Below are 14,780 nucleotides of genomic sequence, written 5' to 3' on the forward strand. Positions count from 1 at the left end.
GATGTACATCCTGGGCTTCCTCGGCAAGCGGGTCTTCGCGGCGGCGGCGACGCTGCTGGTGACGTCGTTCGTGGTGTTCTCGCTGCTGGCCGCGAGTCCGGGCAGTCCCGAGCAGACGCTGCTGGGCGCCCGGCCGCCGACACCCGAGCTGATCGCCGCGATCCGGGCCCGGCACCACCTCGACGACCCGTTCCTGTCCCGCTTCTGGCAGTGGCTCGGCGACGTGGTGCGGCTGGACTTCGGGCGTTCGGTGCGCTCCGGGCAGCCGGTGGGCGACATGCTGGCCGAACGGCTGGACGTGACGTTCGGGCTGGGGCTCTACGCCTTCGTGCTGGTGCTGCTGATCGCGGTGCCGGCCGGGCTCGCCGCCGGGATCCGGCGGGGCTCGCCGCTCGACCGGGGCGTCACGCTGACCGCCCTGGTCGGGGTGAGCGCGCCGCCGTTCGCGGTGGGGCTGCTGCTGTTGACGGTGTTCGGCGTCGGGCTGGGCTGGTTCCCGGTGTTCGGCGCGGGAGAGGGGTTCGCGGGCCGGGTCGAGCACCTCACGCTGCCGGCGGTGACGCTGGCGGTGGCCGGGATCGCGATCGTGGCCCGGCAGACCAGGGCCGCCGCGCTGGACGTGGCGAACAAGGACTTCGTCACCTTCGCCGAGGCGCGCGGCCTGCCGCGGCGGCTGGTGCTGGGCCGCTACGCGCTGCGCAACTCGGCGCTGCCGGTGATCACCTCCGCCGGGCTGGTGCTGGCCATGTCGCTGACCGGCGCGGTGCTGGTCGAGTCGACGTTCGCGCTGCCCGGCCTGGGCTCGCTGCTGGTGGAATCGGTGTCCACGAAGGACATCCCGGTGGTGCAGGGGCTGGCCCTGCTCACCGCCGCGCTGATGATCGGGGTGAACCTCGTGGTCGACCTGTGCTACCTCGGGCTCGACCCGCGCGTCCGGCACTCCGGGGGTGCGTGATGGCCACCAGGGTGCGGCTGCTCGCGCGGAAGGTGCCCGCGGCGGTCCCGGTCTTCGCGCTGGGGCTCGTGGTGATCGCCGCGCTCGGCGGCGACTGGCTCGCGCCGCACGACCCGGGCGCGCAAGACCTCGCCAACACCGCCATGCCGCCCAGCGGCGAGCACTGGCTGGGCACCGACGACCTGGGCCGCGACGTGCTGTCCCGGCTGGTGTCCGGCGCGCGGATCGCGTTGCTGGGCCCGGCGGTCGTCGCGGTCGGCGTGGCCGTGCTGGCGACCGCGATCGGCCTGCTCGCCGGGTACCGGGGCGGTTGGGTGGACTCCGCGATCATGCGTGGCGTCGACCTGGTCTACGCGGTGCCGCCGCTGCTGGTCGCGATCGTGGTGGTGGGCGTGTTCGGTGGCGGCTACCCGCTGGCCATCGGCGTGATCATCGCGTTGAGCGTGCCGTCGGACGTGCGGATGGTGCGCAGTGCCGTGCTGGCGCAGCGGAACCTGGCCTACGTCGAGTCGGCGCGCACGGTCGGGTTGGGCCCCGGCCGGATCCTGTTCACCCACCTGCTGCCGAACGTGCTGCCGACGGTGGTGGCGAACCTGCTGCTGACCTTCGTCAGCGCGCTGGTCGGCTTGGCCGCACTGGCGTTCCTCGGGCTCGGGGTCGGCACCGGCGCGCCGGACTGGGGCCGGATGTTGGCCGAGAACAAGGGACTGCTCGACCTGAACCCGGCGGCGATGGCGGGCCCCGCCGTGCTGATCACGGTGGTCGCGGCGAGCGTGACGCTGGTCGGCGACCGGGTCTACGACCGGATGGCCGCGAGGGGGCGCGATGTTGGACGTGCGTGAGCTGACCGTCCACGACGGGCGGTCCCGCCCGCTGGTGCGCGGGGTGTCGTTCTCGATCGGGCCGGGCGAGACGGTCGGGCTGGTCGGCGAGTCGGGTTCCGGCAAGTCGCTGACCGCGCGGGCGCTGGTCTCCCTGCTGCCGCAGGGCCTGCGCGCCGGCGGCTCGGCCCGGCTGGCCGGTCGGGAGCTGGTGGGGGCACGGGAGCTGCGCGGGGTGCGCGGGCACGCGGTGTCGCTGCTCATGCAGGACCCGTTCACCATGCTCAACCCGCTGACCACGGTCGGCACCCACGTCCTGGAGAGCCTGCCGGGCCGGGGCACCCGCGCCGAGGTGCTGCGCCGGCTGGCCGAGGTGGGCATCACCGACCCGGCGGTGGCCGGGCGCTACCCGTTCCAGCTCTCCGGCGGGATGCGCCAGCGGGTGGCGCTGGCCGCCGCGCTGGCCAAGGACCCCGGGCTGCTGATCGCGGACGAGCCGACCACCGCGCTGGACGTGACCACGCAGGCCGAGGTGCTCGCCCTGCTGCGCCGGTTGCAGGCCGAGCGCGAGATGGGCCTGGTGCTGATCACGCACGACCTGCGGGTGGCGCGGTCGGCGTGCGACCGGGTGCTGGTGATGTACGCGGGCGCGCTGGTCGAGTCCGCGCCGTCCGGCGACCTGGACCGGCCCGCCCACCCCTACACCGCGGGGCTGCTGCGCTCGGTGCCGTCCGCGACCCGCCGCCAACCGGTGCTGCTGGGCATCCCCGGCTCGGTGCCGGCCGCCGCCGACGTGGCCGACCGGTGCCCGTTCGCGGACCGCTGCACGTGGGCCGAGGACGCCTGCACCGACCACTCTCCCCCGCTGGTCGACCTCGGCGGGCGGGCCACCGCGTGCCGCCGGCACGACGAGGTCGACCTGTCCCCCGTCTCCGACGACAGCGCGGACTTGTCGGTGCGCGCGCCGGTCGGCGACACGCTGCTGGACTTGGTCGACGTGGTGAAGGTCTACCGGTCGAGGGGCCTGCGCCCGACCTCGTTCACCGCGCTGGAGGGCGTTTCGCTGCACGTCACCGAGGGCGAGTCGCTCGCCGTGGTGGGCGAGTCCGGGTCGGGCAAGACCACGCTGGCCCGCGCCGTGCTCGGCCTGACCGACCCGACCGGGGGCCGGATCACGTTGGGCGGCTTGGACATCACGTCCTACCGGCGGCTGCGCAAGGGGCAGCGGGCGCAGGCCCGGCGGCTGGTGCAGTGCGTGTTCCAGGACCCGTACTCGTCGCTGAACCCCGCGCACACCATCGGCTACGCGCTCACCGAAGCCCTGCGGCAGCGCACGGACACCGACCTCAAGTCCGAAGTGGACGAACTGCTCGACCTGGTCGGCCTGCCCCGCCACCACGCCGAGCGGCTGCCCGCCGCGCTGTCGGGCGGGCAGCGCCAGCGGGTCGCCATCGCGCGGGCGCTGGCCGTCCGGCCGCGCCTGCTGGTCTGCGACGAACCCGTTGCCGCGCTGGACGTCTCGGTGCAGGCACAGGTGCTGGAAGTGCTCCGCAGGGCCAACCGCGACCTGGGCATCGCGCTGCTGTTCATCACCCACGACCTGGCCGTGGCCCGGCAGGTGACCGACCGCATGGTCGTGATGCACCGGGGCCGGGTGGTCGAGCACGGCGCGACCGCCGAGGTGCTCGACGCCCCCACTCACCCGTACACCGTCCGGCTGGTCGAGTCGATCCCGGACACCGCAGCACGCACTGGAGGAGAAACGCATGTCGCGCAGTGAGAAGCTCGCCACCTGGCTGCCCGGTCGGCTCGCCGAGCTGGTCGCCGAGCACGGGGTACCCGGCGCGCAGGTGGCGGTGCTGGTCGACGGCGAGGTCGTGGACGCCGCCGCCGGCGTGCTCAACCTGGCCACCGGGGTCGAGACCACCACCGACTCGGTGTTCCAGGTCGGCTCGATCACCAAGGTCTGGACCGCCACGCTGGTCATGCAGCTGGTCGACGACGGCCTGCTGGACCTCGACGAGCCGGTGGTGAAGTACCTGCCGGACTTCAAGGTCGCGGACGCGGCGGCCAACGCCGTGATCACCACCCGCCAGCTGCTCAACCACACCGTCGGCATCGACGGCGACCTGTTCTACAACACCGGCAGCGGCGAGGACGCCGTGGCCAAGTACCTGGGCACCATCACCGAGGCCGCCCAGATCCACCCGCCCGGCGCGATGTTCTCCTACTGCAACAGCGGGTACGTCGTGCTCGGCCGGATCGTCGAGGTGCTGCGCGACAAGCCGTTCGGCGCGGTGCTCAAGGAGCGCATCGCGGAGCCGCTCGGCCTGGCGCACCTGGCCACGAACGCCAACGAGGCCATCCTGTTCCGCGCCGCGCTGGGCCACGTGCCCGGCCCGGACGGCACCCCGGTGCCCGCGCCGACGTGGTCGCTCGCGCCGTCCAACGCACCCGCCGGCTCGCTGCTCACCATGAGCGCCCGCGACCTGCTCGGCTGGGCGCGGGCGCACCTCGCCGGCGGCGGCGCGATCCTGTCCGGGCAGAGCGCGGCGGCCATGCGCACCAAGCAGACCGACGTGCCCTACATCGGGCTGCTGGCCGAGGCGTGGGGTCTGGGCTGGGAGCTGTTCGGCTGGGGCGCGGACGTGTTCGGCCACGACGGCGGCACCATCGGGCAGAACGCGTTCCTGCGGGTCTCCGGTTCGGCGGAGGTCGCCGTGGCGCTGCTGACCAACAGCCTGGACGGCGTGAAGCTCTACCAGGACCTGGTGCTCCCGCTGATGCGCGAACTCGCCGGCGCGGAGATCCCCGACGCCCCGACGCCCCCGGCGAACCCCGAGCCGCTGGACCGCGACCGGATCACCGGTGTCTACCAGACGCCCATGGTCGGCCACGAGCTGTCCGTGGACGACGAGGGCCGGGGCTGGTTGGAGATCACCCCGCTGACCGCCGAGTCGCGCGCCCTGATGGCACCGCACAAGGTGGAGGTCGTGAAGCTGCGCGAGAACAGCCTGATCGCGGTCGAGCAGGAGCACGGGCACCACCAGGTGCTCACCCTGGTCGGCGCGGACGACCAGGGTCGCGCGGAGTACCTGTTCAACAGCCGGGCCGCGGTCCGCACCGAATCGGAGTAGCCACCATGGGGGAATCCACACGGGCGCACGTCCTCGACGACCTGCTGCTGGTGCGGTCGCCGAGCGATCCGACGCTGTCGCCGGACGGCAGCCGGGTGGTCTACGTCCTGCGCGAGGTCGACGGCGAGGACAACACCCGGTCGCTGTGGTCGGTCGGCCGGGACGGCGTGCCGCGCCGGCTCACCCGGGGCAGGGCGGACTCCTCGCCCCGGTTCTCGCCGGACGGCCGCACCATCGCGTTCCTGCGCGAGGGGCAGCTCTGGCTGCTGCCCGCCGACGGCGGCGAGCCGGAGGCGGTGACCGAACTGGCCAACGGCGCGGGCGTGCCCGTGTGGAGCCCGGACGGCAGCCGGATCGCGTTCGCGGCGATGGTCGGCGGCACCGCGGCGGGCGACCCGGTCGTCACGTCCGCGCTGGTGCACAAGTTCGACGGCGCGGGCCGGTTCCGCGGCATGAAGTCGCGGTTGCACGTGCTGGACGTGGCGGACCGGTCGGTCGCGCAGGTCGCCGACGGCGACGTCTTCGTCGGCATGATCGCCTGGTCGCCCGACGGGACGCGGCTGGCGTTCACCGACGGCCTCGCGATCGACCGCGCCGCGCCCGCCCACGTGCTCGAACTGTCCACTTCGGACTTGTCGACCACGGGCGAGGGCGCGGTGGGCGGGGTCGTCTGGGTCGACGAGGAGCCGTTGCTGATCTCCACGCCGCGCGCGGGCGTCTACAACAACGTCCTGGTGCAGGGCGGCAAGACGATCACCGCCGAGCTGGACCGCAACGTGATGCCGGGCGGCAGCGGCTACCCCGGCGGGCTCCCGCAGAGCACCGGCTCCGCGCTGCTGTTCTGCGCGCGGGACAACGGGTGCACGCACCTGTACGCCTACGAGGGCGGGTCGATCCGCAAGCTCGTCGGCGGCGACCGGGTGGTGTCCGGACTGTCCGTGGCCGGCGACACCGCCGCGGTGATCGTGTCCACGCCCGACCACTTCGGCGAGGTCGCGTTCGTCGACACCGCGACGGGCGAGCTGGATTTCGTCACCTCCTACGTCGAGGACTTCACCGACGTCCGCTACGCCAGGCCGCGGGCCCGGTCGTTCACCGTCTCCGACGGCGTGGAGGTGCACGGCTGGCTGCTGCGCTCGCCGGCCACCACCGGGCCGTCGCCGCTGCTGGTGGACGTGCACGGCGGGCCGCACAACGCGTGGAGCCCGGTGCGCGACTCGGTGCACCTCTACCACCAGGTCCTGGTCGACCAGGGGTGGTCGGTGCTGCTGCTCAACCCGCGCGCCAGCGACGGGTACGGCGAGGAGTTCCTGCGCGGCGGGCTCGGCGGGTGGGGTTCGGCCGACCAGGCCGACTTCCTGGAGCCGATCGACGCCCTGGTGGCCGAAGGTCTGGTCGACCCGGAGCGGTTGGCGCTCACCGGGTACAGCTACGGCGGCTTCGTGTCGTGCTGGCTGCCCACCCGGACCGACCGGTTCCGCGCGGTCGTCGCGGGCGGCGTGGTCAGCGACCTGTTCAGCATGGCCGGCACGTCGGACGCGGGCTCGATGATCGCCGAGTTCGAGATCGGCGGCGACGCCGGGCTGCTGCGCGAGCTGTCGCCGGTCACCTTCGCGGACCGGGTGAGCAGCCCGACGCTGGTGCTGCACGGCGAGGCCGACGACCGCTGCCCGGTCGGGCAGGCCGAGCAGTGGTACCACGCGCTGCTGGCCAACGGGGTCGCGACCGAACTCGTGGTGTACCCCGGCGGCAGCCACCTGTTCATCCTCGACGGCAAGCCGGCGCACCGGGTGGACTACAACCGGCGGGTGGTGGACTGGGTCGTGGCCAACACCGGGGAGCGGTCGGCGGATGATGACCGTTCCTGACACCGCGCCGGCGCGCGCCGCCGAGGTCGCGGCGGCCACGTCGGGCGTCGCCATCCGGGAGCTGCACGACGTCGGCGACATCGCCGAGGTCGACCGGCTGTACCGGGAGATCTGGCGGCCGAGCCCGACGAACGCGCCGGTCACCAACGAGCTGATGCGGGTGTTCGCGCACTCCGGCAACTACGTCGTCGGCGCGTTCGCGGGCGACCGGCTGGTCGGCGCGACCGTGGGCTTCCTGGCCGCGCCGGCCGGGCGGACGCTGCACTCGCACGTGACCGGCGTGCGGTCGGAGATGCGCGGCCGGTCGGTGGGCTTCGCGCTGAAGCTGCACCAGCGGGCGTGGGCGTTGGCGCGCGGGCTGGAGCACATCACCTGGACGTTCGACCCGCTGGTGCGCCGCAACGCGTACTTCAACCTGTGCAAGCTCGCCGCGACCGCCGTGGAGTACCTGCCGGACTTCTACGGCGAGATGGACGACGGGATCAACGGCGTCGGGGCGAGCGACCGGCTGCTGGCGTCGTGGGACCTGAGGTCGCCGGAGGTCTCGGCGGCGTGCGACGGGAAACCGGCGGAGGCCGTCGCGGACGGGCTCCCGGGCGGTGCCGGGAGCGGGTTCGCGGTGCGGGTGCCGGCGGACATCGAGTCCCTGCGGGCCACCGACCCGGACGAGGCGTCCCGGTGGCGGCTGCGGGTGCGGGCGGAGCTGGGATCGCGGATGGACGCGGGCGCGAAGGTGCTCGGCTTCGCCCGCGACGGCAGCTACGTCGTCGCCTGAACCTGGACCGGTGCGCGGCCTGCGAAAGGCCGCGCACCGGTCCGCACCACCCGTGCGGCGCGACCCCGCGCACCGCACGTGCACCGGAGCCCTCGGCGTCCACGACGACGCCGAGGGCTCCGGTTCTCCGTCACTCACGCATCCCGATCGCGTCCACGGGCCTGGCCCGCAGCGCCAGCCGCGTCGGCACGCCCAGCGCCAGGAACCCCAGCAGCGCCGCGAACCCGATGATCCCGAGGTACACCCCGATCGGGCCGCTGGGCACCGGCGTGCCCATGAAGCCGACGCTGAGCAGCACCAGCGGCACGGCGGCGATCAGGCTGCCGACCACGACCGCGATCCCCACCAGGGTGATCGCCTCGGCCCGCATCATCCGGACCACCTGCCGGCGGGTGCCGCCGACCAGGCGCAGCAGCGCGAACTCGCGCCGCCGCTGCGACGTGGACAGCACGAGCGTGTTGGCCACCGCGATGGCGATGTAGCCCAGGATCACGCCCACCGCGACCAGGTTCACCCAGAACTGGACGTACCGGTCGCCGCGCTCGGCCGGGCCCAGCTCGCCCTTGCCCATCGCGGTCAGGCCCGGGTACCGGTCGGCCAACGCGGTCAGCTCCGCCCGCACGGCCTCCTGGTCCGCGCCGGGCTCCAGCTTGACCAGCGTCGAGCTGTCCAGCTTGCTCGTGCTGTGCGCGCGGGCCAGCTCGGCGGGCAGCACGTAGCCGCCGTAGGCCAGGTCGCGGTCGAAGAGGGCGACGACCTTCAGGTTCGCCTCCTGACCGTCGTCCAGGTACAGCTTGAGGGTGCCGCCGAGACCGACGTCCTGGCTGCCCGCCTCGCTGCGGCTCAGTGCCACGGTGTTGCCGCGCAGGTCGTCCAGCGAGCCGGAGGTCACCGCCAGGTCGACGTTGTCGCCGACGCGGTCCAGGCCCAGCGCGGGCTTGCGCCGCATCATCAGCGACCGGTCGTCGCCGGGCCCGACCTCGTCGGTGACGACGGTCACCTGCGTGCGCACCATCGACCCGGCCGAGGCGACCCCGTCGATCCGCCGGGCGGCGTCGGCCACCTCGGGCGACACCCCGCCGGGCGCGGTCACCGCGTAGTCGGTCCTCATGACCTGCTCGGACTCCTGCACGGCGGCGGCCGTCGCCACGGTCTGGCTGAAGAAGTTCACCACCGCGAAGGCGATCGACAGCATCAGCGGGGTCAGCGCGGAGGCCAGCCGGCGCAGGTTGGCCCGGTTGTTCGCGGCGGCCAGGTAGCCGGTGACGCCCAGCTTCGACAGCGGCGCGGTGACCAGCCGCATGATCGGCGCGACGGCCCTGGGCCCGAGCAGCGCGACGCCGATCACCGCGAGCAGCGCGGACATGCCCGCCATGGCCAGTGCGACCTCGGTGTGCAGGTACAGCGGCATGGTGGCCAGGCCCACACCGCCGAGCAGCAGCACGAGGCCGATGACGGTCCGCACCACGCCGACGTCGCGCCGTTCCACCGCCGCCTCGCCCAGCGCCTCGGTGGGCGCGATGCGGGACGGCTTGCGGGCCGCGACCGAGGCCGAGAGCCGCGCCACGCCCACACCCATCAGGAACGCGACGAGGAACGGGAGCGGCCCGATGGACAGCTCGAACTCCGCGGGCATCACGCCGATCGCGACGAACGCCTCGCGCAGGCCCCGGCCGACGAAGACGCCGGCCCCCGCGCCGAGCGCGGCGGCGACACCCGACACCAGCAGGGTCTCCGCGCCGATCAGCTTCGCGATCTGCTTGGGGGTGGCCGCGATGGCCCGCAGCAGCGCCAGTTCCCGCCGCCGCTGGTCCATCGCCAGGGTGAGCGTGCCGGCCACCACGAAACCCGCGACCAGCATGGCGATCCCGCCGAACGACCCGGAGATCGCCATCAGCATCACCCGCGACTGCCCGACCGAGGCGAACTCGACGGTGCCCCGGTCCTCGCCCGAGGCGACCATCACGTGCTCACCCTTGAGGGCCGTCTCGACCCGGTCGGCGAGATCGGCGGCGTCGCCGTCGCCGAACACGCCGATCGCGTGGAACCGGCCCTCGGCACCGGCCAGCCGGTCGGCCTGCCCGGCGGTGAAGTACAGCCCGGTCTGCTTGGCCAGACCGTCCTTCCCGGTCGGCGCGGCGATCCCGACCACCTGGTAGCCCACGGGCGTCGACGTGGTCATCACGTCGAGCCGGCCGCCGACGGCGATCCCGGCGCGCTGCGCCAGCGAGGCGTCCACCACGACCTCGTCCGACGCCCCGGGCTGCCGCCCGTCGCGCAGCTCGTAGGGGGTGAGCGCGGCGGCCTCCCAGTTGTGGCCGAGCACCTCGACCAGGCCACCGCCGGTGACCGCGCGGGCCGGGAACGTGGTCTCGCCGACCGCCTTCGCGACGCCGGGCACCGCCTCGACCCGGCGCACCAGGTCGCCGGACACCAGGGGCAGCGTGCCGACCTGCTGGGCGTCCATCACCCCGACGCCCTCGGGCCGGATCGACTGGTCGCCGCCGACCACCACCGCCGCGGCGGCGTAGCGCTCGGTGGGCACCCCGGACCGGATGCCGGACTCCATCAGCATCCCGCACGCCGCGACCACCGCCGAGCCGCACAGGATGGCGATGAACGCGCCTATGAACGCGACCTTGCGCGCTTTGACCAACTGCCAGGCGAGACCCCGCACGCTCACCACTCCCCGAGACCGGTCAGGCGGTGCACGATCTCGTTCGGCGTGGGCTGGTGCAGCTCGCCGGCCAGCCGGCCGTCGGCGAGGAACACCACGCTGTGCGCGAACGAGGCGGCGACCGGGTCGTGGGTGACCATCAGCACGGTCTGGCCCACGGTGTCGACCAGGCCGCGCAGCAGCTCCAGCACCTGCCGGCCGGTCCGGGTGTCCAGCGCGCCGGTCGGCTCGTCGGCCAGCAGCACCTCCGGCCGGGTCACCAGGGCCCGTGCGATCGCCACCCGCTGCTGCTGGCCGCCGGACAGCTCGGACGGGCGGTGCCCCAGCCGGTTCGCGATGCCGACCCGGTCCACGATCTCGCGCAGCCACCGCTGGTCCGGCTTCACCCCGGCGAACCGCAGCGGCAGGGTGATGTTCTGCTCGACGGTCAACGACGGGATCAGGTTGTACGCCTGGAACACGAACCCGATGCGCTGCCGGCGCAGCTCGGTGAGCGCGTTCTCCGACATCCCCGCGAGGTCCGTGCCGCCCAGCAGCACCCGGCCCGACGTCGGCCGGTCCAGGCCCGCCGCGCAGTGCAGGAACGTGCTCTTGCCCGACCCCGACGGGCCCATCACCGCGGTGAAGGCCCCACGGCGCAGACCGACCGTGACACCGTCCAGCGCGGTGACCGCGTTCGCACCCGAGCCGTAGACCTTGCGCACCGACTCCAACCGCAACGCGGTGTCCACGGTCACCGTTCCTGCCACCATCACGTTCCCCTCCATCGACGTTCGCTGGATTCAGCCTGACGTCCGGGAGCCGCGGATTCGATCCCGCTGACGAGCCAGTGGTGGTAGCGCCTGCACTACCGCCCCGACGGGGGTCCGTCCGCCACAATCGAGGGCATGACCAGGCTGACTCCGCTGTGGACCGCCGCGCGTTACGTGGCGGTGGGCGCGGTCACCGCGTTCCTGTCGATCATCGCGCTGTCCGCGTTGGGCGTGGTGCTGGCGGCGTGCCTCGTGGGCGTGGGCCTGCCCGCGCTGCCCGAGGCGCTGCGGCTGATCCGCCCGCTGATCGCCTACGACCGCCGGCGCGCCGCCCGGTACCTGGGCGAGCCGATCCCGGAGGCGTACCAGGTCCTGGACGGTCCGGTGCTCGGCCAGGTGGTCACCGCGGCGAAGGACCGGGCCAACCGGCGCGACCTGCTGTGGCTGGCCGTGCACGGGTTCGGCGGGCTGCTGCTGTTCGGCCTGGTGATCGGGTTCCCGCTCAGCGCGGTCAACAACTTCCTGATCCCGGCCTACTGGTCGCTGGTGCCCGGCGGCGTGGACTCCTCGTTCGGGCTGGTCGTGGACTCGTGGTCGACCGCCGCGCTCACCCCGGTGGCGGGCCTGGTCATGGCCTGGCTGGCCTTCCAGACACCCCGGTTCGCCCGGTGGCACGCCCTGTTGGCGCGCACCCTGCTCTCGCCCCCGGAGGGCGTGCGGCTGACCGACCGGGTGGCCGAGCTGACCGCCTCCCGGGCCGGCGCGCTGGAGGCGCACGGGGCCGAGCTGCGGCGCATCGAACGTGACCTGCACGACGGCGCGCAGGCCCGGATCGCCGCCGTCGTGATGCAGCTCGGCATCGCCGACCAGATGCGCGAACGGGACCCGGAGGCGGCGTTCGGTCTGGTCAGGAAGGCGCAGGACACCGCGACCGACGCGCTGGCCGAGCTGCGCGAGGTGGTGCGCAGCATCTACCCGCCGGTGCTGTCCGACCGGGGCCTGGACGGCGCGGTCTCCGCGCTCGCGGCCCGCTGCCCGGTGCCGACCTCGCTGGAGGTGGCGCCGATCGGGCGGCAGCCCGCCGCGATCGAGGCGGCGGCGTACTTCATCATCGCCGAGGCGCTGACCAACATCACCAAGCACTCGGCGGCCGACGCCGCCTCGGTCCGGCTGGACGCGTCGCCGGACCGGCTGTTCATCACGGTCCGGGACAACGGGCGGGGTGGTGCCGACGGCGACCTCGGCACGGGTATCGTCGGCATACAGCGCCGTGCCGACGCGTTCGACGGCCACGCCGACCTGAGCAGCCCGCCAGGCGGACCTACCGTGTTGCGAGTGGAGCTTCCTTGCGGGTTGTGATCGTCGAGGACGACGTGCTGCTGCGCGAAGGTCTGACCCTGCTGCTGGGCAACGCGGGCATGACCATCGTGGCGGCCGTGGACAACGCGACCGAGTTCCTGGCCGCGATCGCCGACGACCGGCCGGACGCCGTGGTCACCGACGTGCGGCTGCCCCCGACGTTCACCGACGAGGGGCTGCGCGCGGCGTCCGAGGCCCGGCGCATCCACCCCGGGCTGCCGGTGCTGGTGCTGTCGGCGTACGTGGAGAACAGCTACGCGGCCGAGCTGCTGGCCGACGGCGCGGGCGGGGTCGGCTACCTGCTCAAGGAGCGGGTGGGCAAGGTCGAGCGGTTCGTCGAGGCGCTGACCCGGGTGGCCGAGGGCGGCACCGCGATGGACCCGGAGGTCATCTCCCAACTGCTGGTGCGCCGCAAGCCGGACGACCCGCTGGCGACGCTGACCGCGCGCGAGCGCGAGGTGCTCTCGCTGATGGCCGAGGGCCACAACAACGCGACCATCGCGGGCACCCTCGTGGTGAGCGAGGGCGCGGTCCTCAAGCACATCCGCAACATCTTCACCAAGCTGAACCTGCCCAACGACGACGGCGGCCACCGCCGCGTGCAGGCGGTCCTGGCGTACTTGAACGCGTGACCCGCTGGTGAGGTCGCGGCGTGGTCCCCGGTTCGGTGGTGTGGAGAGTCCCGTCCTGCTGACGGCTGCCCTCATCCCGAACGGAGCCGTCTTCGGACGGCACACCCTCCGGAGGCGGTTCCCCGTCGTCCGGAGTCACCGGTGCACCACCACCCCCACGTCAGCCGGCCGGAACACGGCCTGATCCGCACGGCCAGGTGGGCTTCCCGCCACCGCGTGCCGCTGTCCCCGGTCGTCGCGGGCGACGAGCTGCGCGCCGACCACCTGCTCCGCTGGGCCCGGCGCGACCGCGCCGTGCTGTTGGCGGGGCGACTACCGCACCGCCCGGCAGGTGCCGGCGGCGGCGAAACGCCGGCTGGAGCCGCGCGGGGCGACGTTCGGCGAGCACCGTCGGGCCGTCGCGCGGCGGGCGCACCTGCTCAGCCGGCTGGTGGTCGAGCTGACCGATGGCCACCGGGTCGCGTTGCGGCACGCGCCCGAAGTCGCCGACGCGTGCGCGCCGGTCTTCCCGCCCGGTCCACTGCTGGTCCCGCTCACCGAGCTGCTCGGCGTGCTGGGCGCGCACCGCCGGCGCACCGAAGGGCTGTGGGTGCCGGTGCTGGGCGAACGGATCCACCCGCACCACGGGGTGTTCGCGCCGACCCGGCAGGACTACCTCGACCTGGTGGCCGCCGCGCCGTGGCCGGACCCCGTGACGGTGTTCGACGTCGGCACCGGCACCGGAGTGCTGGCGCTGCTGGCCCGCCGGGGCGCGCGGCGCGTGGTGGCCACCGACGTCGAGCCGCGCGCGGTCGCGTGCGCGCGGGAGAACACCGCGCGGTACGGCGTCGAGGTGGTGCGGGCCGACCTGTTCCCGCCGGGCCGCGCCGACCTGGTGGTGTGCAACCCGCCGTGGCTGCCCGGCGTGCCGGAGTCGTCGCTCGACGCCGCCGTGTACGACCCGGACTCGGTGATGCTGCGCGGTTTCCTGCACGGGCTGCCGCGGCACCTCACCGCCGGCGGGGAGGGCTGGCTGGTGCTGTCCGACCTGGCCGAGCGGCTCGGGCTGCGGGCACCCGGCGAACTCGCCGCGACGATCGCCGACGCCGGGCTGACCGTGCTGGACCGCTTGGACGTCCGGCCCCGGCACCGGACCCGCCGGGGTCCGTTCGCCGAGCAGCGGGCGGCCGAGGTGGTCTCGCTGTGGCGGCTCGCCGCGGTGGAGAGGTGATGGTGGCCGGGAGGTGACGGTGGCCGCCTGGCGGGCGGCCACCGTCGCGCTCACTTCGCGGCTTCCAGCGCCCGGTTGAGGGCGGTGACGTTGACGCCGGGCTCGCCGAGGATGCCGGCACCGCGACCGTCGGTGTTGTCCCGCACCAGTTGCCGCACCAGGTCCTCGCCCAGGCCGTTCTGCCGGGCCACGCGAGGAGTCTGGAGTTCGGCGTAGGCGGGGCTGATGTGCGGGTCGAGCCCGGATCCGGAGGCGGTCACGGCGTCTTCGGGGACCTGGTCCTCGGGGACGCCTTCCCGTTGCGCCACAGCGGTCCTGCGTTCGGCGACCACGGTGTCGTAGTCGGCGTTGCGCTCGCTCTTGTTGGAACCGCCCGACGCGGGCGGCGTGGCCGCCGAGGGCCGGGTGTGGAACCACTGGTCGCCTTCGCGGTCGACGCCGATCAGGGTGGTGTCGACGGCTTCGGCGTTGGCGTGCAGTCCGGGCAGCCGGGAGACGGCCCACACGGCGGTGGGGTACAGGACCCCGGTGATGACGGTCAGCACCAGCAGGACGCGCAGTCCGGCGAGGGCTTGTTTGGCGAAGTTGTTCACT

At 73.8% G+C, this 14,780-nt stretch carries 12 protein-coding genes; 9 read left to right on the plus strand and 3 right to left on the minus strand.

Going from position 1 to position 14,780, the window contains the following annotated elements; translation table 11 throughout:
* Window position 1 precedes the first annotated feature (1 nt).
* Genes AC0HI0_RS24545 through AC0HI0_RS24570 form a run of 6 tightly spaced genes read left to right on the plus strand, consistent with a single transcriptional unit; the run spans window position 2 to window position 7,556 of the window.
* Window positions 2-955, plus strand: a complete 954-nt coding sequence (locus AC0HI0_RS24545; RefSeq protein ID WP_480925849.1) for an ABC transporter permease — start codon at window positions 2-4, stop codon at window positions 953-955.
* Window positions 955-1,797, plus strand: coding sequence for an ABC transporter permease (locus AC0HI0_RS24550; RefSeq protein ID WP_480925850.1), 843 nt, complete (start codon window positions 955-957; stop codon window positions 1,795-1,797). Before AC0HI0_RS24545 ends, AC0HI0_RS24550 begins: the two co-directional genes overlap by 1 nt.
* A complete protein-coding gene (locus tag AC0HI0_RS24555; protein ID WP_480925851.1) occupies window positions 1,781-3,556 on the plus strand; it encodes a dipeptide ABC transporter ATP-binding protein in 1,776 nt (591 codons plus the stop codon). The genes AC0HI0_RS24550 and AC0HI0_RS24555 overlap by 17 nt, the downstream gene beginning before the upstream one ends.
* On the plus strand, window positions 3,543-4,913 hold the full coding sequence (locus AC0HI0_RS24560; RefSeq protein ID WP_480925852.1) for a serine hydrolase domain-containing protein: 1,371 nt from the start codon (window positions 3,543-3,545) through the stop codon (window positions 4,911-4,913). Before AC0HI0_RS24555 ends, AC0HI0_RS24560 begins: the two co-directional genes overlap by 14 nt.
* Before the next feature lie 5 nt (window positions 4,914-4,918).
* The gene (locus tag AC0HI0_RS24565) at window positions 4,919-6,781 is read left to right on the plus strand and encodes a S9 family peptidase (protein ID WP_480925853.1); all 1,863 of its coding nucleotides are present in this window, start codon (window positions 4,919-4,921) and stop codon (window positions 6,779-6,781) included.
* Window positions 6,765-7,556 carry a GNAT family N-acetyltransferase gene (locus AC0HI0_RS24570; protein ID WP_480925854.1) on the plus strand — a complete coding sequence of 264 codons (792 nt, stop codon included), beginning with the start codon at window positions 6,765-6,767 and terminating at the stop codon, window positions 7,554-7,556. The genes AC0HI0_RS24565 and AC0HI0_RS24570 overlap by 17 nt, the downstream gene beginning before the upstream one ends.
* A 130-nt stretch (window positions 7,557-7,686) precedes the next feature.
* Here AC0HI0_RS24570 and AC0HI0_RS24575 read toward each other — a convergent pair whose 3' ends face one another.
* Both AC0HI0_RS24575 and AC0HI0_RS24580 read right to left on the minus strand, forming a co-directional pair.
* The gene (locus AC0HI0_RS24575) at window positions 7,687-10,239 is read right to left on the minus strand and encodes an FtsX-like permease family protein (protein WP_480925855.1); all 2,553 of its coding nucleotides are present in this window, start codon (window positions 10,237-10,239) and stop codon (window positions 7,687-7,689) included.
* Window positions 10,236-10,985 carry an ABC transporter ATP-binding protein gene (locus AC0HI0_RS24580; RefSeq protein ID WP_480934377.1) on the minus strand — a complete coding sequence of 250 codons (750 nt, stop codon included), beginning with the start codon at window positions 10,983-10,985 and terminating at the stop codon, window positions 10,236-10,238. Before AC0HI0_RS24580 ends, AC0HI0_RS24575 begins: the two co-directional genes overlap by 4 nt.
* A 135-nt stretch (window positions 10,986-11,120) precedes the next feature.
* Between AC0HI0_RS24580 and AC0HI0_RS24585 the strand changes: the two genes are divergently transcribed.
* The 3 genes from AC0HI0_RS24585 to AC0HI0_RS24595 all read left to right on the plus strand — a co-directional run bounded on the left by AC0HI0_RS24585 (window position 11,121) and on the right by AC0HI0_RS24595 (window position 14,186).
* Window positions 11,121-12,344, plus strand: a complete 1,224-nt coding sequence (locus AC0HI0_RS24585; RefSeq protein ID WP_480925856.1) for a sensor histidine kinase — start codon at window positions 11,121-11,123, stop codon at window positions 12,342-12,344.
* Window positions 12,332-12,976 (plus strand): response regulator, encoded by a 645-nt coding sequence (locus tag AC0HI0_RS24590; RefSeq protein WP_360735235.1) that lies wholly within the window; start codon window positions 12,332-12,334, stop codon window positions 12,974-12,976. Before AC0HI0_RS24585 ends, AC0HI0_RS24590 begins: the two co-directional genes overlap by 13 nt.
* A gap of 331 nt (window positions 12,977-13,307) precedes the next feature.
* Entirely contained in the window at window positions 13,308-14,186 is an 879-nt protein-coding gene (locus AC0HI0_RS24595; protein ID WP_480925857.1) for a methyltransferase, read from the plus strand.
* A 50-nt stretch (window positions 14,187-14,236) separates the two neighbouring features.
* Here AC0HI0_RS24595 and AC0HI0_RS24600 read toward each other — a convergent pair whose 3' ends face one another.
* Window positions 14,237-14,779, minus strand: a complete 543-nt coding sequence (locus AC0HI0_RS24600) for a potassium-transporting ATPase subunit C (RefSeq protein WP_480925858.1) — start codon at window positions 14,777-14,779, stop codon at window positions 14,237-14,239.
* Between the last annotated feature and the right edge of the window lies 1 nt (window position 14,780).

The sequence above is a fragment of the Saccharothrix sp. NBAS 001 genome, from assembly GCF_056640475.1.